At 43.2% G+C, this 18,871-nt stretch carries 31 protein-coding genes; all 31 read right to left on the bottom strand.

The genetic code is table 11. The features are described 5' to 3' along the window. Positions 1-6 precede the first annotated feature (6 nt). The 31 genes from NST58_RS01795 to NST58_RS01645 all read right to left on the bottom strand — a co-directional run bounded on the left by NST58_RS01795 (position 7) and on the right by NST58_RS01645 (position 18,819). Positions 7-1,413, bottom strand: coding sequence for a hypothetical protein (locus NST58_RS01795; protein ID WP_339245925.1), 1,407 nt, complete (start codon positions 1,411-1,413; stop codon positions 7-9). Beyond that, a complete protein-coding gene (locus NST58_RS01790; protein WP_339245922.1) occupies positions 1,406-1,969 on the bottom strand; it encodes a hypothetical protein in 564 nt (187 codons plus the stop codon). Before NST58_RS01790 ends, NST58_RS01795 begins: the two co-directional genes overlap by 8 nt. A gap of 51 nt (positions 1,970-2,020) precedes the next feature. Continuing rightward, positions 2,021-3,820, bottom strand: a complete 1,800-nt coding sequence (locus NST58_RS01785; RefSeq protein WP_339245920.1) for a glycosyl hydrolase family 28-related protein — start codon at positions 3,818-3,820, stop codon at positions 2,021-2,023. Positions 3,821-3,824: 4 nt separating this feature from the next. Further along, positions 3,825-4,436, bottom strand: a complete 612-nt coding sequence (locus NST58_RS01780) for a hypothetical protein (protein ID WP_339245918.1) — start codon at positions 4,434-4,436, stop codon at positions 3,825-3,827. A gap of 11 nt (positions 4,437-4,447) precedes the next feature. Then, positions 4,448-4,690, bottom strand: coding sequence for a hypothetical protein (locus NST58_RS01775; RefSeq protein ID WP_339245915.1), 243 nt, complete (start codon positions 4,688-4,690; stop codon positions 4,448-4,450). 1 nt (position 4,691) lies between these two features. After that, positions 4,692-4,841 (bottom strand): hypothetical protein, encoded by a 150-nt coding sequence (locus NST58_RS01770; protein ID WP_339245912.1) that lies wholly within the window; start codon positions 4,839-4,841, stop codon positions 4,692-4,694. Between the two features lie 43 nt (positions 4,842-4,884). After that, the gene (locus NST58_RS01765; RefSeq protein ID WP_339245910.1) at positions 4,885-5,067 is read right to left on the bottom strand and encodes a hypothetical protein; all 183 of its coding nucleotides are present in this window, start codon (positions 5,065-5,067) and stop codon (positions 4,885-4,887) included. 5 nt (positions 5,068-5,072) lie between these two features. Then, the gene (locus tag NST58_RS01760; protein ID WP_339245907.1) at positions 5,073-5,396 is read right to left on the bottom strand and encodes a hypothetical protein; all 324 of its coding nucleotides are present in this window, start codon (positions 5,394-5,396) and stop codon (positions 5,073-5,075) included. Positions 5,397-5,406: 10 nt separating this feature from the next. Next, positions 5,407-6,417 (bottom strand): hypothetical protein, encoded by a 1,011-nt coding sequence (locus tag NST58_RS01755; protein ID WP_339245905.1) that lies wholly within the window; start codon positions 6,415-6,417, stop codon positions 5,407-5,409. A gap of 13 nt (positions 6,418-6,430) precedes the next feature. Beyond that, complete coding sequence (locus NST58_RS01750; RefSeq protein ID WP_339245904.1) at positions 6,431-6,841, bottom strand: hypothetical protein; 411 nt, start codon at positions 6,839-6,841, stop codon at positions 6,431-6,433. Positions 6,842-6,852: 11 nt separating this feature from the next. Further along, positions 6,853-7,809 (bottom strand): hypothetical protein, encoded by a 957-nt coding sequence (locus NST58_RS01745; protein WP_339245901.1) that lies wholly within the window; start codon positions 7,807-7,809, stop codon positions 6,853-6,855. 49 nt (positions 7,810-7,858) lie between these two features. Next, the gene (locus NST58_RS01740; protein ID WP_339245898.1) at positions 7,859-7,990 is read right to left on the bottom strand and encodes a hypothetical protein; all 132 of its coding nucleotides are present in this window, start codon (positions 7,988-7,990) and stop codon (positions 7,859-7,861) included. A gap of 80 nt (positions 7,991-8,070) precedes the next feature. Continuing rightward, entirely contained in the window at positions 8,071-10,020 is a 1,950-nt protein-coding gene (locus tag NST58_RS01735; protein WP_339245896.1) for a hypothetical protein, read from the bottom strand. A 31-nt stretch (positions 10,021-10,051) separates the two neighbouring features. Further along, positions 10,052-11,773: a hypothetical protein gene (locus NST58_RS01730; protein WP_339245894.1), complete on the bottom strand. Its 1,722-nt coding sequence runs from the start codon at positions 11,771-11,773 to the stop codon at positions 10,052-10,054. Further along, on the bottom strand, positions 11,770-12,159 hold the full coding sequence (locus NST58_RS01725; RefSeq protein WP_339245891.1) for a terminase small subunit: 390 nt from the start codon (positions 12,157-12,159) through the stop codon (positions 11,770-11,772). The genes NST58_RS01730 and NST58_RS01725 overlap by 4 nt, the downstream gene beginning before the upstream one ends. Positions 12,160-12,169: 10 nt before the next feature. After that, entirely contained in the window at positions 12,170-12,322 is a 153-nt protein-coding gene (locus NST58_RS01720; RefSeq protein WP_179087472.1) for a hypothetical protein, read from the bottom strand. Between the two features lie 124 nt (positions 12,323-12,446). Beyond that, positions 12,447-12,731, bottom strand: a complete 285-nt coding sequence (locus NST58_RS01715) for a hypothetical protein (RefSeq protein ID WP_339245887.1) — start codon at positions 12,729-12,731, stop codon at positions 12,447-12,449. A 434-nt stretch (positions 12,732-13,165) separates the two neighbouring features. Then, entirely contained in the window at positions 13,166-13,591 is a 426-nt protein-coding gene (locus NST58_RS01710) for a hypothetical protein (RefSeq protein WP_339245885.1), read from the bottom strand. A 170-nt stretch (positions 13,592-13,761) separates the two neighbouring features. Beyond that, on the bottom strand, positions 13,762-14,790 hold the full coding sequence (locus NST58_RS01705; RefSeq protein ID WP_339245881.1) for a hypothetical protein: 1,029 nt from the start codon (positions 14,788-14,790) through the stop codon (positions 13,762-13,764). 110 nt (positions 14,791-14,900) lie between these two features. Beyond that, positions 14,901-15,098, bottom strand: coding sequence for a hypothetical protein (locus NST58_RS01700; protein ID WP_339245879.1), 198 nt, complete (start codon positions 15,096-15,098; stop codon positions 14,901-14,903). Next, positions 15,095-15,439, bottom strand: a complete 345-nt coding sequence (locus NST58_RS01695) for a DUF1064 domain-containing protein (protein WP_339245876.1) — start codon at positions 15,437-15,439, stop codon at positions 15,095-15,097. The genes NST58_RS01700 and NST58_RS01695 overlap by 4 nt, the downstream gene beginning before the upstream one ends. Next, entirely contained in the window at positions 15,402-15,641 is a 240-nt protein-coding gene (locus NST58_RS01690) for a hypothetical protein (protein WP_339245874.1), read from the bottom strand. The genes NST58_RS01695 and NST58_RS01690 overlap by 38 nt, the downstream gene beginning before the upstream one ends. 134 nt (positions 15,642-15,775) lie before the next feature. Continuing rightward, positions 15,776-16,201 (bottom strand): hypothetical protein, encoded by a 426-nt coding sequence (locus NST58_RS01685; RefSeq protein ID WP_339245872.1) that lies wholly within the window; start codon positions 16,199-16,201, stop codon positions 15,776-15,778. A gap of 231 nt (positions 16,202-16,432) precedes the next feature. Beyond that, positions 16,433-16,900, bottom strand: coding sequence for a YopX family protein (locus tag NST58_RS01680; protein ID WP_339245870.1), 468 nt, complete (start codon positions 16,898-16,900; stop codon positions 16,433-16,435). Between the two features lie 35 nt (positions 16,901-16,935). Continuing rightward, entirely contained in the window at positions 16,936-17,109 is a 174-nt protein-coding gene (locus NST58_RS01675) for a hypothetical protein (protein ID WP_339245867.1), read from the bottom strand. A gap of 87 nt (positions 17,110-17,196) precedes the next feature. Next, positions 17,197-17,448 (bottom strand): hypothetical protein, encoded by a 252-nt coding sequence (locus tag NST58_RS01670; RefSeq protein ID WP_076304718.1) that lies wholly within the window; start codon positions 17,446-17,448, stop codon positions 17,197-17,199. Further along, on the bottom strand, positions 17,445-17,618 hold the full coding sequence (locus tag NST58_RS01665; protein WP_179089414.1) for a hypothetical protein: 174 nt from the start codon (positions 17,616-17,618) through the stop codon (positions 17,445-17,447). The genes NST58_RS01670 and NST58_RS01665 overlap by 4 nt, the downstream gene beginning before the upstream one ends. Continuing rightward, the gene (locus NST58_RS01660; RefSeq protein ID WP_339245864.1) at positions 17,615-17,869 is read right to left on the bottom strand and encodes a hypothetical protein; all 255 of its coding nucleotides are present in this window, start codon (positions 17,867-17,869) and stop codon (positions 17,615-17,617) included. The genes NST58_RS01665 and NST58_RS01660 overlap by 4 nt, the downstream gene beginning before the upstream one ends. Positions 17,870-17,871: 2 nt before the next feature. Next, positions 17,872-18,036 carry a hypothetical protein gene (locus tag NST58_RS01655; RefSeq protein ID WP_339245862.1) on the bottom strand — a complete coding sequence of 55 codons (165 nt, stop codon included), beginning with the start codon at positions 18,034-18,036 and terminating at the stop codon, positions 17,872-17,874. After that, positions 18,026-18,457: a hypothetical protein gene (locus NST58_RS01650; RefSeq protein WP_339245861.1), complete on the bottom strand. Its 432-nt coding sequence runs from the start codon at positions 18,455-18,457 to the stop codon at positions 18,026-18,028. Before NST58_RS01650 ends, NST58_RS01655 begins: the two co-directional genes overlap by 11 nt. After that, positions 18,454-18,819, bottom strand: a complete 366-nt coding sequence (locus tag NST58_RS01645) for a hypothetical protein (RefSeq protein ID WP_339245858.1) — start codon at positions 18,817-18,819, stop codon at positions 18,454-18,456. The genes NST58_RS01650 and NST58_RS01645 overlap by 4 nt, the downstream gene beginning before the upstream one ends. Positions 18,820-18,871 lie beyond the last annotated feature (52 nt).

Raw genomic sequence — 18,871 nt, 5'->3', positions numbered from 1 at the left:
AGCCTCCTAAAATAGTGATAGTTGTCTGATTTGACGAACTAATTCGTGTATTTTCGCTGGTCCTGTTCCGGATATCTTGACTCTGACTGTATTTTCGAGAACTACGCTACGCACTGGAATGATAATTCGCTCTACCTTTGAACCTGATCCAGTAACGGCGTGTACAAGGTTGAAGTCATTTCCGTCCTTTGTGGTAGATAGATAAATGTTAATGGTTGTTCCTACTGGAATCTCAGCGTACAGCCACAATTTAAGCCACCGTTGCCGCTGTGACATAGTAGGGTTGGTAAATGGCTTGGTGGTGAATGACCAGCTTACAGGCGATCCTGCATCATTGGTGGAGGAATCCAGTTTAAGTACTCGTCCTAGGCTATCACCGATGTACATCACATCATCCAACACATAGAAGAATGTCGGGTCAATGTTTGCCCATCGGCTCCAGCAATTTACGCCAGACCGTGAATCGTACACCATAATTTCGTTTGTGTGAGTGCGAAAGTACAGTCTGTCTGGGTCTGATCCGGCAGAAACATTAGTGTCCATTGCAGAAAGGTATTTACCTACGATTTGTGAGAATTCCGCACTTGGAAGGTTTCCTCCGGCGTAGTCGTATATTGTGCGTTCATCAATAATGCGCATGATGCCTTCTTGAGTGGCCGAGGACTTATTGTTTATAACGCCAACACCATCTACTATGAGCTTCACCATGAAGTTCGACGGAAGGTCACCATATAGCTCATGAATGCTGTTCTTCAAGCCAATGGTTAACCTGGATAGTGATCCGGAGAGGAAGTTAATATCCTCACCACGCGTTGATTCCATATCTTTCACAAAGCTATCTTCCTCGGTTCCTGCAAATGTAGCCCATTCTGTAGGCTGATCTAACGCACAAGCATGTAGTTCCTTTCCTACGGATCCCCACAGACGATTGCTGTAAGTGGTAATATATTTAAGTCCTGCTGGAACACCGCCCAGATCCACGACCGCTGAGCCATCGTAGCGCTTTGCTACAAGCCCATTTACACCGATCAGGTTGATATCATCTAGGTTGCCTTGGAACACTGTAAACGACCACTCAGCTGACGTATCAAGACCAGTGAGTAGCGTTGTCCATGTGCTTCCATTCCACCTATGCCAGACCCCGTCATTGGCGATTACATGAAGCTCACTCTTCCACGCGCCCATTCCTAATACTCTGCTGCCAAACGTACCTAAAACAGAAAACCCCGACCTCACAGAGAGGGCAGGGTAATCACTTGTGCTCATATTGGACATGTCAGTTAGTTGTGACTCGGCTATGCTGTAAGGATCGAAGGTGTTCAGTCCCTGCCACTGCCGGATGCTGATAGGCTCCTGAATACCTGGGAGTGGCTCAGCAATAGCAGGAATCCCACGTGGTACATAGTTAACCATTAGTCTCCACCCCCGCGTATTGCCTTGCTGCTGTATCCCACACTTTGAGATATTGCGCCTCATAAAAAGAACCTTTGTTCATATCGTCCATAGCATTCGCAATATATGAAGCTAGACCGATGTAATAGCTAAAATGATACTCTTCTGGAGCATCTGGAATCGCGCTCAGGTTGCTTGCAGTAAAGTTGGTTGTAGCAATCCTACTGTAACGTAATACGCCCTGCAAACCGCTACTATACGGTGCAGGACGCAATGTCAGAGTATGTGTACTATCATCGAATGTATATGTGTTCTGTAACGGATTTGGTACGGTTGGTAGTAGCTCCTTATACTTGATTAATCCCACAGTTAGGAGGTCAATATTCTTCAGCCTTACTTCAGATGATAGCGTGTATGTGGCCTGATCTACAACTGGGTTGAGTGATATCACCCGTGGTATTTTGACTACGTTGAAAAAGTCTTGGTTGAGTGCGTTCAGCCACATTACCTTGTCTGCTGTAGGAACTTCGTTTGGGACTAACAGATCTGCTTCGGATATGATTTCACTGATTAGCATAGTGTCCTCCTTTCGTTAGGTGTCGCTCAGTATGGATCGGGCAGGTGATTACTAAGTTTCTACCGTCCACGTACCCACTATGTTAACAATAATCCATTGAGTGTTACTTATTTTCCTCAAAGTAACGCTACTTCCAACGGTATTAGCTAAAATATATTTACCTGTAGTTGCTAAGGGTAGGATAGATGAAGTTGCATCTGGTACTACGGCAATAGAATGATTATCCACCATTTCAATTCTAACGTCTTGCCCTACAGGTATATTCGAGTTCAAATTGAAATTTATACCCTCGACAGCACCTTTATTATCGTACTTTTTACGATAATTTTGGATGTTTATATCCACGGGATTTGTTGTATTAGAAACTTCTAACTGTTTGAATTGATCCACACAATTGAATTTTCCGATAATTTGCAGATATTTTTTGGAATACTCAATATCTTTGATATCAATGATGTTTATTTTATCTAATGTCGTATTATTCGGTTTCAAAGAGTAAGCGACAATTGGAGCAAACATCCTTTCAGGCGTTCTAGTATCAATAAATCTTGGATTTATAAAGTCAATATTTCCCATTGGTTTGCTGTTAGTTAGCTCTGATCCAGCGACCAGTAGAACTGGAGAACCTATATTAACATCTGAACTATTTTGTACATTACAGTTTTCAATTACCAAGTCAGTAAAAGTTATTTTTAAAGATGTGACATGGTTATCATAAATAATTACACCATGCTGATAATTATCCCGATAATAGCTATCAATTATATCTACCTTCCCATAAACGTCACCATCAACGTTAAACCCCACAATTGCATTTGTACTGCCTGTGTCATTATGATTTATGATAGTTATATCTGTGTTCTTGCCTATTAGATTTGGTAGAAGATAAGTGACACCAGCTCCGCAGTTTGAAGTTCTAAGATTTTTAATGACCAGCTTTTCTAATATTGGAGCAGGTGACCCCTCTCCTTCTGGCTCTATATCTATTGCAGTTTTAGGGTTAACTCTCAATATATTGCTTATTTCTGCTCCATCAATTTCTATATACTTCCCACTGCAAACTGCTATCCCATTCCGTGAACAATCGTCTATTCTCACATTTCTAAGGTAAGTGCTTCCACTTTGAATTCCGCTAGTTCCGAAATAATCAACACCAATATAAATTCCATCTCCCCATGTTTTACTAACATCAGGTTGATCTATACGGGTTCCATCAGAATTTATAATGTTTATTCCTTGACCAAATTCTCCAGAAGTGCCAATATGAGTATCTTTATCTCCTATCACTTTAGGTTGTTTTAGATATATGTTGTTGGATTGTTCTATGTTTATTATGTTGTAACCTTCCACATTGGTTGTTTTTGATTTTATAGTTGCATTGCTAAACAATAGTGTTAAATTATTACGTTGAAATATGTCAATTCCGGCTTTACCTCGTATAGCAATAGGATCGACAATATATGTTCCACTAGGAAATAAAATAGTAGATCCGTCTGGAGCTTGGTCAATCGTTGTTTTTATTGCTAATGTGTCATTCGATACCCCGTCACCGCTAGCGCCGAAATTTTTCACGTTATAAGCAATATCCGCCAACTGATCATCAATGACATCAAACTTCGCGTTAGTCGCGATATCCCCGTAATGCTCAAGTAACGAAGGATCTATTTGACGCGCTCCGACTGCCCAGTCAGCTATCTTCGGCTGTGTGATAGCTTTGTTCGCTATATTAACTGTCACATTCACGTGGGTATCAACTTTATGCTGTGCACCGCCCGGAGTCTCATAGCGCGGATCGTCCTGATCTGCGGTGTTTTGGCTGGTGTTTCCTCTCCAAGGATAACGGGTTGTCATGGTATCACCAACTTTCTTGTACAACAAAGTGTACGTAATCGTTTGTTGCTCTGCGGTACTCGTTATATATTTGCTGATACCGAACCTCAAAACTTTCATTCTCAGGGCTCATGTCACGTAATACGCCATAAACCAACAACATATCAAAGTTAGGATCAAATCCACTCCCTTTGTTAAGATCAGCCATTGTAAGTTCACCAATAGCAGGAGTATAGAACATTTTAAATCCATAGAAGGTATCGTAATCAGGGGGTGGGAATATCCCTATTTGTCCTGCCACTAAGTAGTAATAGGGTCCACGTTCCTGATCGTTAAAGGGCTTCAATGGTACTCTTAGCCAATCAGAAGGATCATCCATGAACGGTTGATTATTATAGATTGATTTACGTATCACAACCTCTGTGATGTTACCAGGAGGGCATATAAGTTCGAATAGTCCATTCCCTGCAGTTACGTCAAAAGCTTGATTTAACACCTCTGATTGAGCCTGTGAAGAGCTCACATTGCGCATAAGTCTGTCTCTTGTTTGTGTGACTTTGCGTAAGATAGAGACAACAGGAACATTATTCTCTGGCAGTTTCTCTATGATTTCTTCAACAATTTCTTGTACTAGCATGAGTCACCGCCTTAATAAAATGCGATAATATCTGTTGCTGTGGTTCCGGTAGCCAATACCTTTACTACTGAAACTGGGTAAATGTATCCAGGAGTAATATTAGTGAGTATTACGGTACTTCCATCTTGAAATGCAATAGCTAATTCCGTTCCTCCGGATGCCATGATCCCCCTAGATGGCGTGATCAAAGTTGTATCACTCTTTGTAACGGGTACAGCTCGTAAAAAAGGTTCAACTACTACTCGTCCTGACATATTATTTTCCACCCTTCGGTTTAGCTGTTTGTTGCTTAACCAATTGTTGAAGTAAAGTATTCGTTTCCTTTTGTTCATTAATCAGATGCATCAGTAATTGGTGTTCTGTTCGACTGATTTGAGATTCTAATAGTTCAATAGGTACTAACATCGTATCCCTCCTAAAATAAAAAAAGGGAGCCTATAGCCCCCTTCTACTTGTCCTTCATCTCCCCAACTTCAATCAACCTAGTGACCATTTCATTCCAGACTTGGACACCTTTGCGTTGTGATTCGTTCATGTCGTCGGTTTCTTTTTGGAATCCTCTAAAGGGGAGTTTATTCTTTTTTCTCGAAGTGTTGCCGACAGCATTGCCCCAAGTGCTACGCTGTTCCATATGCTTCACCCCTTCAGCACCTTAATTTTCCATACACCAGATGCAAGGTCAATTGTTGCGGCTGAGGCGTTGAATAGTGTAATAATGACTGTGTTTGCAGCGCTAACAGTTCCGCTTGCAATGATTCCAGCCAAATTATATGGCGCAGTCACGATTACGAAATCACCAAGTGCTGCACCAGCAACAGTAATAGCGCTGGACGCTGTTCCGGTATACGTTGCAAGTGATGCAGGATCAAAAACAGACGTACCGTTAAGTACGCCTGTAAATAGATCGTTGTCACCAAGTGCCAGTCCTGTAAAGCTAGTTGTTCCTGAACTTGCTGGCATATGATCCCTCCTATGTTAACAGTGTTCCGGAAAGTCCCGGATCTGCTTTCAGAATTCCGTTCCATCTGTTAGGTTTAGCTACCCAACGTGCGCGCCCTTTGATAATGTTCGCATCAGTTTTTTCATCCACATATGAACGAACATTCAAAGGAATACGATCAAGGAAGATCAATCCTTCGTACATTTCCATCCACTTAGAGTCTGCCAAGTACCAAGTATCAGTACCAGCTGTGATTCCAGCAGTATTGTTAAGGTAAGGTGTCATGATTACATTCCAACGACCATATTGGAAGTTGAAGGAATTGTTAGCTGTGTTCGGTGATCCTTCTTCAGCGCCAATGGCATCAAACACAAGCTTCTTAATGCGCGCCTTAGATGGGATGATGATCGTGTCAGGGCTAATGTCCATGATCTCGCCATCGTCATTACGAATATACTGCATAGCTTCTTCTGCTAGGCAAAGGGCATCGTATGAAAATGGGTTGGAAATGTAGTTGGATTGTGTTCCATATCCACCTGTTTTAGAAGGATGTGCTGTGTTGAAAAGTGCCAGTCCATCTGCACCGCGAATATCAAACTGTTTATTGTTGTTACCAAACAACATAGAGGAACTTGTACCGTTGTTTAGAATACCAAGACCAAACTTTTCACGTCCACGGTGATATGACTTCATAAATCCGTACGCTTTTTGCTTTACTTTACCCATCTTGGCATCTTCAATCATCGTTTGAGTAACGGAAAATTGAAGTTTCCATTCATCTGGTTCGACAATTGCGGAAAACCCTTCTTGGAAAGAAGATTCAGGATAAGCACCTTGTTCTCCCACTGCTTCAAAGTCACCTAAAGATGTTTCGTAAGTGTACTTCTCAGCAAAGTTACCTGTCTCATCCATGCAGAAGATTTTATCAATGACGGACTCAGACTCGAACGCTTCCTTCTGATCAGTCAACATCATTTTAATTGGCTCCTGCGACTTGCCGAACACAGAATCATTTAGTCCTGCTGCTTTAGAAAATATCATCTAGTAGGCCCCCTTATACAAAGCGTCCACTGACATTGGATGTCGTGGTAGCTCCATCAGTATCGTCAATCTCAAACACACCACTTGCTGTCGTTGCAGTAACCTTCATACCGTCCGTGTGTAGCGTCACCTTAGCGCCTTTAAGCGTTGCGGCAACCGTCGCTGTAGATTGTGTTGTCCACTCTTGCAACGCGTCTACGCGCCATACAGGGAGTGGTGTAACGGATGTTGTTTCAGCCGTTTGGGTGCGTACTGAGACAAACTGAGGTTTCACTGTTGGACCTGCTTTCGTCAAACGTCCACTAGTCAACACAAGACCTTCTCCAAGCGTTGCACCTTCTGCATCGGTTAAAAGTAAATATTCGAAAGGAAGTTCACCCATACCTGGGCGCATCTTCGGTCTAAATCCTGGTGCGTTTGCCATGTTATTGCCTCCTATTTAGCGTGTTTTTTATGCCATGCACGTATTTGCGCATCGCTTTTACCTTTGTTCAGGGCTCTATAAGCCCTCATAGTTTCATCATCAATCTCTACATGGTCAACTTCTCCACCCGTTGAAGCATTAGGGGCTAAGTGTTCTTTACTGTTGAGCTTATCCAGTGCTTCCTGCTTTGCGGCTTCCTGTACGTTCTTTAGGCGGCTCTCTAATACCGCGTCAAAGTTTGCACTTAAGTAAGCAGCTAAAGGTGAAGCTCCGCGTTCCATTTCCTTTTTCATCTTGTCGTTGTAGAACAAGTTAACGGCTTCTTGATTCTGATCTTCCACCGCTTTTCCAAGGTCGGGGAACTTTTCAAACAATTCTACCCAGCCTTGCTCCAGCTCTTGAGAGCGTCTAGCTTCTTGTTCAGCAGTCGATGATTGCTTGAGTTGAGGATATTCTTTCAACATCTGAATTTCTTCAGGCGTTAACCCTGCACCCTCATAACGTTCAATGTTGGCGCGTTCTTCTTCTTCCTGTAAACGTTGTTCATATTGTTCTACGGTATATATTCCATGACTCTCACCATACTGTTTGGCGATGAGCTCATCTGCTTTCTTTGCTCTTGCTTCAACTTCTGCGGCGCGCGCTTTCTCCGCATCTAATTGTTTGCGCATCTCTTGGAAAGCTTTATTCGTCTCTGAGTCCTGTTTAGGTTTATCTTCCGGTTCAGCGACCTCCGGCGTTTCTGCTTGTTCAGAGTCCTCTACAGTTTCAGTTGGTTCATCATTTGTAGGCGATTCCCGTTCAGACATGAATCTTTGCATTTTGCTATCAAACTCGTTCATGTCTGATTGATACTCTGGACTATCCTCCAAAGATGGAGTTCCGTCTTCTGAGAACAGTTGGAGATTCATCGGATATCGTCTAGGTAGGTCAGCGACTTCTACCGTTTTTCTGCTTATTTTATTCATAAGGTCACTCCTTCTGTGGTTGTTGCTACAGCCCACCCTGCGATTGTTGTTACTTTGCTCTCAAATCTCCACCAGTTGTTTTCTTAGGTGAACCTTGATTCTTGATAATTGCGTTTGGTGCCTTAACTACTCCGCTAGAAGAGTTGGGAACCTTGTAACCTCCGCCGCCATTATTAGCCATGTCGCTCACCACCTTTCAGATAAGTTAGCCCGAAAATCGGCATGAAAAAGGACGCCCTACGACTAGGTGCGTCCAGATTGTTACGCTGATTTAATTTTTGATGCTTCCACCTGAAGTTTAGCTATATCCATAGCCTTCTGATGTGCACTGTCTTCCTGTTGGCGCTGCTGCTCATACTGTTGTCGCTGTCCTTCGTTAGCTGCTTGCATAGCATCTGCATCAGCCTGTGCATTGCTCTGTGAAGTTTGTTCCAACGCCCCTTGTAATTGCTGATTCTCACCGCCCATTTGCTCAATCTGCTGTTGAAGCTCAGTTATCATCTGCTCCATCTGTGCCATTTGCTCCTGCTGATTCATCTTTTCAGACCATTGTTGTTTGATCCGACTAGCTGCCGGGAACTGTAAACCTTCTAGGATGGTCCATAACTGCTGCACATCAATTGCCTGAGCACTGAATAACGCCATAGTCTGCTCATACATGAACATTGGGTCCTTCGGTAGCCCGTATACGCCATCTGTGCCAATGAGGAAATCAGTGTTCCAGTAGAGGTTTCCGCGCTTATCTCGTTGGAGTAACAGGTATTTATCAAACTCACCAAAGGAATCATTACCCTCAATATCCTGTGCGAGATATGGTCGTATCTCATCATAGAAGGCAATCTTATGTTCGAATATGATTTCGAATAACTCCTTGAAATGAACGTTCTTATTAAACATTTTGGAGTTGAGCCGTCCAGATGCTTGCTGTACTTGTATCTGCTTAGCCTTACCGCTAGTTGCCGTAACATCTTCTTTACCTTGAAAGCTATTTGTGATCCCTAGCATGCTCTGAGCGATTCTATATTGCTCTTGGCAGTACAATAAGTCCTTACTAATGTCAGCAGTAAGGTCAAGCGTGCCAATGGCTGCTAACTGTTGTTGCGTACCTCTGATGATTTGGTATATTTCATCCGTGATTTTGAGTCTGTCATGATCCTCTAGGGCTTTAATGATTGAACCGCCTTTGATGATCTTCTCTTCCATCTTGTGTACGACTCGCTTGATGGAATCTTGCTGATCTCCAATAACATCAAGGTCACTCTGTCCACCAAAGTGAAAGTTTCGCGGAACGTTGATGCGTACACTCACCGGATATCGGGATGGTATAAACATTGGCACTTTTTCGCCCTTATAGGCAATCGGCCTGCCATCCACATCTACGATGTCACGGTCCAAGACTTCTGTTTCCATGTATGTGCCATCATTATTTCTGCGGTAGAAGAACTTAGGTAAATCCTCAAGTTGAGTATCATTAATCCACACATACTTACAGATATCTCCGTCTTCGTCCTTATACCAGCACACGATTTCTGTTAATGGTTCTTCCTCTGAGTCCTGTGCGGCTGTTGCCGATCCACTAGAGTTCTGGTCTGTGTCAAATAGGCGTGTGTTCTCAGGATATTGTTCTTCCTCACCGGACAAATCCTTCTTATAACGCCGCTGTACGTAGTCTTTGGTCACATCTGATAAGATGAAAAAGTAATCCATCTTCTGTAGGTTGTATACCTTAGGCTGTGTGACCAATTGCTTCGGATGTCTACCAATTAGTTCGATCTCTCCACGGTACAGATGGTGTTTAAAGTTAGGATTCCACGCTACCTCAATGATCGAAAACCCCTGTAGAGGTGTGATACGTTCGTTCCTGTCGTTTATCGCTTCAATATCTGACTCTTTAATGTCATTGGATATACTGTCCGCTATCATGGCTGCTTGGGTATCGAATCCTTCGCGTTTACTCTTCACCGTAGGCATTGGGATCTGGTTGTTTACCTGTGACTCGATGAATTCAAAGCCGATGTTCCAGATATTATTTGATTGTTTCTTTGGCTGGTTTACACTGTTAATGTTTTTCTCAACGTGTCTGTCACCTAAATATAAAAACTCTCGCTTATCCATCAAAGACAAGTCTTGCCCACTCTTAGCTGCCTCTAAGCGTTCCTGCCACTTTATCAGCTTCTCAGGACGTTGTACCTTGACCACAGTCTTTTTCATCTTCTTTATCACATCCTTTATGCCCATCTCATCAACCTACTTTCAATCCCCATTTATCAGCGAGATACTTTTTCATATCCGGTGAAGCCTTTGTGTAATCCTCTTGTAGATCCAGAGGCAAGTCCTTTATGCTTGGCTGTTCCTTTGGTGTGCTTGTGGACTGCTGTCCTCTGATAGCTAGTGTAATAGCATAAGCCAGCACTCTATCATCATGCTCTCCCGGCATAGCTTCTGGTCTACCTTGCTTGTTCTTAACGAACTTTAAGCACTCCTTAAGGAACCACACGTCCTTAATCAAGTGTGTGTGCTCTCTCACGTACTCTACTAACTCAGATATGATGGCATTACGGTTGGTCATACTGGTGTGCCAGCCAAAAGAGTTTTGTACGTCCTTACTGATCGTATTCATGTTCTGTCTCATGTACAGCCTTGGATAGTTCATCTTCTCCAGTTGTAACACTGTGCCCGGGTTAAAGTTGACCTCAGTGCCTAATAGAGCCTTGTTATAGTACATGCCAAGCTTGTATAGTTCCTCTGCATACAAGTCCACATCTAAGTGACCATGGAAGGTTGCTACTTGTTCCAGCGTGGCATTGTCCAATATAGGTGCGGCATCAAAGTCTCCACCTTCCACACCTTGGGCAACGTCATTGCCGCTAATGTAGTGTTTACCGGGTTCTGGATGCTTAAATACCGTGAGCCAACCGCGCTCATCTGGTACGAAGGTAATCTTTCTTTCCTTGTCACCCATATACTTCAAGTTTCCACGCTCACCAATTGGATTTAACTCCAACTCTCTTATGCGTTTAATGACAATCTCATTGTTGAAAACTGGTGTACCAGTAGTAAGGAAGGCTTCCATTGCATTACACGGGTACTCTTGTTTGAACAGACTTTCATCGCCGTTGAGCTTGTCTTTCATAGTGTTCCTACGCCACTGTAGCTGATCCAAGTCAAGCTTATACGTATCTTGGATGTCTCGTTCATACGGCGTGAGCTCAAAACCCGTGTACGGTGCTCTGTACCTCGGGTTCTCAAACCACGCTACGAACAGAGGTACAAAGTTGTTGTTTCCGCGCTCTGCGTTATCCCACAGTTCACTGAAGAAGTTCATACCCTTTGCTGTAGACTCTACAATCGTTATAGCTCCATAGTCTGGTACAGATTGCATGATAGAGGTCATTGTCTCTTCAGGTTTATCCCATTTAGCTAACTCAGATATGTGCAGATAGTTAATCGTGTACGATGATCCAGCATTCAGGTTCTTAGCTGTCTCTACAAGGAATTTGTTCTGCAAACCCGGATCATTGTCTTTGCTAATCTCTTTGGAATCGTCAAAGCGTGGGTTCTCCATCAGGATGCCTTTACCTCTGGATGGTCGGCGCTTCGGTTTGATCACCTGTGGTAAGTATTTGTAGAACCTATCGGACATGTCATTGATTGTTACCGCTGAATCTTCATCAAACGATACGATCATAGCCACTTTGTTAAAGCTGAAGTTTAGGTCATGGAAGAATACTGCTTCTGTAGCTGTGCTAAATCCTAGCTGACGCGCTTTAAGGATGATGATATATAAAGAACGTCTCTTTGACTCTTCCGGTTCAGCGGCCTTCCAGTCCTCAATGATCTTAATGAGCCTGTCTTGTGCTTCATTTGTTATGAATGGAACAATCTGAGCTTCCTTATTACGGATCTTCAGGCAACGTTCAAAGTACGTCCGGTAACTATCCTTCAATACTCTTAGCGCGTTCATTCAATCAGTTCCCTTAGTTGATCCTCGAATGAAGTTTTCACATCTGCAACGATCTGTTCCACTGGTTTGTATCCGGCTCTGTCTAGCAAATCTCTAGCAGCAACCAGCCTATCTTTGTGAGCTGCCAGTGGATCATCCATTATCTCTTTTAACACTCCATACGCCTTAACAGCATCCTCTGTGAACATTTGACGCAAGTCCCTGTTAAGATTCTGTTCAGTTTTGTTAAGAAACTGTTGAACCTCTACAGACTTTAACAGCCTACTACCTTGGCTTGATGCTGTCTTTTCACTGTACCCTGCCGCTATGGCAGCCTGTGTTGCATTGTTGCCATTCTTAATGTACTCAGTAACGAATATCATTGCTTGCGGTCTCAATTCTGCCATTGTTTTCACCTCACTCCAATTTAGTCCCACAGAATGGGCAGTACATCGGGTACATATATGATCCGCCATCATCCACTGTCATGACCCACTCTTCATCTTCTTTGAATACCTTGCACTCACCCATGCGTTTTAAGGTGCTGTTCTCTTGGCAAGCATGATCCATTCTCTCACCTCCAGTAGTAAGTTAAATAAATGATCCCTGTGTATGCTATAAACATTGATGTGTATAAGAGGTATATCCATCGGTCTGAATGCTTCAACCCTATACGGCCTCCACTTCGTTAATATTATTCGGTCAAACCGGAGAAAGATCCACTACATTCAACATTTGGTTCTTTACTCACCAAATCTGCTTTAATCTCACTTTCTCTGTACTTCTTTTCTGATACTTCAATAAGCATCTGCCCGATTTCTTTTAGTCCCTTAGCACTTGTATTGATTTGAATATGATTAGTTTGTTGATTGAAGTGATGCACCCTTACGCTTAAACCTAGATAACCAGCATCATCCTTACCAGCCGATATAACTACGCCTCCATTGCCAATGTGAAGATACACTGATTCTTCTTCCACGTTTATCATCCTTTTCATCATATTTGTAAAATAAAAAAGGCAACGGCGATAACCGTTACCTCTTGTGTTGATGGACCAAAGGACTTACACCCTTGGACGTCAGTTCTCTCAAGCCTTCTCGCGTATCTTACTGACAACCGACCCGTGGACTTTCACCACGTGAATCCTCTTGAGCAGTGCGTCTATATTCCGCCATCCATCATATATACAATTCCACACCATCACTAGGAGCGAGTCTGTCACCTTCGTAGTGTGCGGTTGTTGCTAAAAGGGAGCGCTACAAGATAGTAACGCCCAAGGAAGGAGTGATATCCAAGTGAGAAGGAAGCGAGTGAACGGCAACTGCGCATTCAGCTACTGCCGCCCATGCCCGATTTCCTTATGCTATAATTCTACCATTTACTTAGTTGCATTTGTGAGCATTAATGCGGCAATTATGCTGGTTCTTTGTACTCCCAACCATGTTCGAACATGTGGTCAAAGTTATTGATTTCCCGTTCATCTTCGGTCAATGGTTGCAATGCTATTGTGAGCCTCTTGATTGCTTCTGTGTGCCATCTTCCAACCGTTGTTCGGTCTTTATGCAGAACAGTTGCAATCTCATTCAGAGTCAATGTGTTTCTGTCCAAGTACTTACGCATAATCACTGTGCGATGATCATCGTTAAGCACTTCTTCTATTGCGCCCTTAACCACGTTTACGATTCGATTATAACGATATTCATCCCATGAATTATTATTTCTCCGCCGTTCACTGTACACTTTCGGCAATATAATTGATTCGTCTCTATGGCAGTTGTTAGCTGCATAATCATATGATCTGAAGTTCTTCAGTAGTTCAATGACCTGGTTACTGTCCATGTTCTCCCTCCTCTTTGATTACTTCCAGACTACTTATACTGTAAGGTATAGCTATGTTCATTCCATCGAGTACAACGAATACCCATGGATTTGTAATACGGTCTACTGTTCCTTTACTTCCTGACTTATGGAGTACTCTATCGCCTTTTTTCATGAGAGAAAAGCAGCCGTTAGGCTGCATCCCTCACTGATCCGAATACTGCTAACTCAAGCGCTTCAAGTCTTTTTTCAACACTCGGTCTTGCCACTTCGCCACTAGCGTCTGCCTGATCCACTCCACTGGTTGCGCTGTTGGTATCTTCATCACGAAAGGCTGGAACCGTTACAGGCTCGTCCTCCACACTGCTATGTTGTGCCATATCCTCATGATTACGTTCTTGCTCTTGGAGGTAGGCGGTGCGAAACGATTCTGCATCCTCGCTGGTCACCACCCGATATTTTCCTTTCTCCAAATACTTAAACCGAATAGTTTCATCTGTCTCTGCAAGTTCTGCAAGGTAATGAGTGCGTCTGATATCATCTTCCCAACGTAGGTTGTGAATGACAGCCTTGGCTTCTTCCTCCTTGCGGCGTTCTTCTTCCCACTTATCACGAGCTGACCGGACATCTACCTCTACTACTTTTGCAGCATTTGCGGCTCCAATTGCAATTTCTTTACGAAGATCCTCCAAATGACTATTCAATCTGGTGATTTCCTCGTTTGCTTCTTCAAGCGCCTTAGCAGCTGCATCACGCTTACTAATTGCGTCATTGATATCTAATTTAGCAGTATCAACAATGTGTTTCAGGGCTTCGTTTGCTTCTTCAGACTGATTATATTTATCTTGTAACGCTGCATTAGTGGTTTCAAGTTCTTTGATTCTCAGCAAGTTTACCTTTTTCATTTCAACGATGGCGTTTTGGATCACTGAGTTAACATAATTATAAGATGCCTCTGCTTTTTCCTCGTTGTAGTTGATAAAAAGATCCTTAGGATCTATACCTTCAAAGTCCAGACTATCCATAAACTTTGCGGCCTCTGCCGTAACTGCCTGTAATTCCTCAGCCTTACTCTGTTCTTCGATGGTAATATCTATAGCTTTGATGTCGTTTTCTAGTTGAGTAACCTTAGCCCCATCCTTTACGGCTCCGCGCTGATTTTCCGTGTTCAACTCATACTGTAACTGTTCCCTTTTAGCTACTAATTCCGATATTTCCACGAATACCCCTCTTTTCGTCCAAATGTTTTGATATTACCTATATTATACTATATTTACTACCATTATTGTACTATTATCTCTTTATTTCTTCGTTTTTCTTCAACTTTATTTCAAGCTGATTTTTTCTTCACGAGTCTCTTTTCGATGAATTTATACTTATCTACTCTAAAGCCAATAGGAGGCTCATACAGCGACTTTAAGTTACGGTGATGTATTTGCTTGTCTAACGTTATTAGCGTGCCTACACGGTCTCCATATTCGCTCACAAGCTCATAGGACTCACCTATGTTGATCCATGCCGCCATCATGCGCTTATCTCGCGTATCTGCAAGTCCGGATAAGCGTGCATGAACAACTTTTTCTTAAGTGAGTAGACAGGAGTCTTCATCCCCTTGACGTCCTCAATCTCTTGATGTCCGTCTGCATAAGTAACTAAAAAGTCTGCCTTGTACTTGATAGGCTGTACGCGCTTGCCTGTGGCTTTGTGCTTGAATCCGGGCATTAATACGTATGATGGCTGTAACTCGACCTCTGTGACCTCTCCAGCGCGTTTCAGGAGCATTAATTCACGGTACCTCTTGGCTTCAGCGCGTGAATCGAAAACTATCTCGTCAACTTGCGTCTTTTTCGCCCCGTACTTGCTTTTCATTCTTTTTCCCACCTTTCTTGCCTGACATGTAGTGGTTCTTATTCCGCGGCGTTGGATTGAGCGGTCCGTACTTCTCCCAATCCTCTGCTGTCATTTTCCATGTGGTTTCTTCACTGTGTACTGTCTGCCGATTAGGTGGCGGGAATGAGGATACTACTGGCATAGGGGATATACGACGATGGCGTTTGATACCACTACTCATAATTGATTACCTCGCTTTCGGATTGTATTAGTGTCTTGTTCCTTTCTTTATGGGGAGCAGATTATGTAAACCTTATCTGGCCCCCACTTCGTTGGGATTATTCGGTCTGACTCGATGGCCTTCGGCCAAATAAATCACTTTATCCTGAACCCGCCTGACTTTTCAGCGAAATCCGCAAATCCTTCCACCTTTTCAATGGTTTCAAGAGCAGCCGGAAGACTGTAAGTTTTCACGAAATCCTTGTTCCACTCTTCCATTCGAGTTCTTTCTTCCTCGCTTAGCGATTCCCATTCTTCACGTTTTCCGCGCTCGACACTGGCCCAACCTCTTGCCACAGCCGCCATCAAGCAGGCGTTTTTCTTAGTAACATAATATCCATCCATAGACATTGGACTGGCGCCTCTTTTATCAGGATAGTAACGGTAAGATGCTGGTCTGATGGAATTTCCTGCCCCGATAACAAGGCCAACTCCAATTTCGAGAAGAATGTACGGCCAGAAGAAAACTCCATAACTGATTCGGTCAACATCCTTTTTCCTTGGATAAAGATCATACGGCATATCCTCTTCTCCCCCTTATCCATTCTTTTTCATCATTACTGACACTAATTTCTCAGCTTCAAATGAGGCAAGTTGTATATGCTCCCATTCACCCGTTTCGTTATTTCTTTTGCTTATTGTTAGGTATCTTAATGATCCGTTTGGATATCTGCAAACTTCCATCACTGTTGAGTATTCTTCTGAAGTTGGGCATAAGCTATAAACTGTCTTTTGGTACACGTCTTCTCCCCCTTATACCTCTATTAGTTCTGGATTCTCAAATATCGAACCTATGACATCTGACTTATATCCCCGCACATCATATCCAGTCCAACCACCGTTTCCGGCATTTTTTTGATACATTTCTGGCGGAACTGCCTTATATCGACCTTGTTTGCTGTCATAACAGATAATGAACTTTCTTGGTGTATCGTCCATATATTCATCATCTGAGTGGTCATTCGGGTTAACGTTAGAGAAGTAGTCTTCTGAAATGATATCCCCTTCGTAAATCTCCCGGCCGTTCTTGTCCTTTAATCCGGTGTATTGCATGACTTCTGCATCCCGTTCGCTGCAATCAGATAATGCTCCAGCGTAATAATCGTCCAGGCTGTCATACCACTGGATAATCATTTCTGATCCCGGCCAAGTAAGTGCAACTTTATCAAGCATTCGCTTTTCTTCTTTCAGCCACGCCCGGAACTTAATCTCTCTGCCCATCGTGTATCATCTCCTTTGATTGGGGTCTCAGCCCCCTAAATTTTCTCAATCTCGTCATGAAATAAAAAAGTGCTTGGTCGTTCGATTATGCTGTAGGTATATCTTTGGATTTTTCCAGGACCACTTGAGATAGACCACCGATGAATGGTCACATTCACACCCGTTTCCTTTAACCGAACCTTTTCGCCATCATCAAAATGTTCTTTCATGTGTCTCAGTCCCCTTATAAGTTCAGTACAGCCCTGCGGCCTCCGCTACGCTAAGTAATGCGGTCGAATCGGAGGCCTGACGGCCAATCAGTAATACTCTCTGCCTTCGATAGACTCTGTAACTGTTCGGTTATCTTCGCCTCTCTCATTCTCAATGTCAGAGTAAGCGCCCTTTATCATCTTCACTGTTATACCGATGTCATAAAGATAGATGATCTTCTCCATCAAATCAGAATCATTAAGGACATCCTCTAAGTCGAAATGCATACCATGTTTTTGTTGAAATAAGTTTCGGCGTATTATTTTCGGTATATCGTTATCTTCCCTTGTGAGTGTCATTGGTAAGCCTCCTGTCCCTCAATTCGTTCTAGATGCTTATCAGGATCAGGAACTCTCTTCGACCAACGTCCGCAATCAACATCTGCCCAACTTCTATCTTTCGCCATTCTAGTGATCAGCCCAACCCCGCCAGCCTTAAATTTAATCCAGTCGCCTTTTTTGAGTGTCATTGGTTATCTCCTTCCTCAACCGCCTCATAGGTTTCTGCGAATATATCTGGCTTACAAGGGTAGAACTCGCCTTTTACTCCTTTGATGATGAAATCCCCGGGTGATGCCCATATTGTTCCTTCAAGCGTAATTATCCCTACTTTCCCGTTTAACGGTTGCGTCATATTACCTTCAGTAAAGTCATACACATCTCCGATTGTTTCAAATTTGATTGCTTCTATCTCCACAGGTTTCTTTCTGTACTTTGGCATGTCTATTCTCCCTCCTTGGGTGCTGGGGTATCCCCCTCAGGCTTGATGCTGCGTACTGCTATTTGAAGCACTCGCTTAGCCATAATCTCAGATAACTTAGGTTCGTTCGCTTCGGTGCGAAAGTAGAATTGCGGACGGTATCCCGTGAAGAATGGTTTACGTTTCATCCTCTGATCCCTCCTGTGCTGGGGTATCTGGGTAAAGGGTGGATAAGATATCATTCAGGACCGCATCAATCTCAGTCATGTTCGCTTCACCGTGATACCAAGTCCACTTTAAAGCTTCTTCAATTGCCTCCTTCAGTTGTTGTTCGCGTTCTCCGCGCTCTTTGGCTTCTTGGATCCAGTAGGGAAGGGCTGTACGGGATTCGGCAGCAAATATTGCGTTTAACTTTGCTTGATATTCACTTACCTCTGGCCCTCCTGGATATCGTGTTCCTTGCCACGCTGTATACAATTCTGAGTTGTCATGTTCTGAGGTAATATTGTATTGATCGTCTTTTGGTACGGTCCAAGATTTAGCTATCCACGGTCCCTTGGTTGCCGCCTCGCACATCTCCATATCCTTTTGCCAGTCCCTTTGTGTCATTGGGCTTCCTCCCGCACCTTAGTTCCCGAAAACAACCGTTCCTTAGTTCCCGAAAACAACCGTTCCTTACAAAGCTTCTGCCACGGTATGAAGTACACTTCAAAAGCCCCTTTTCCCGGGTTGCAAAATGTATAACCGCTCTCCATTTCAAGGTGTGAGTAATCTTCTGGCATGCGTGGATAGTATCGGCAGTATGCACCGTCTTGAACGTCTTCCACTGTTATTTCAAAATCAATATCATCAAACTTCCAATCGAATTCACCTTTGCATTTTTCCAAGAATTCAGCAGCATCCTTGAATGCGCTTTTCTTGCCGACAATTTCCGTTGTGCTTGATCCGTCCGTGAATTCTATAATGTACATGGTTATCCTCCTTGTGGGAGAGGAGGGCTATTAACCCTCTCTGTCCCTGTAT

Source organism: Paenibacillus sp. FSL R10-2796 (assembly GCF_037965315.1).
Classification (GTDB): domain Bacteria; phylum Bacillota; class Bacilli; order Paenibacillales; family Paenibacillaceae; genus Paenibacillus_AQ; species Paenibacillus_AQ odorifer.
Note: the sequence above shows the minus strand (reverse complement) of the source record. Positions and strands in the feature narration are given on the sequence as shown.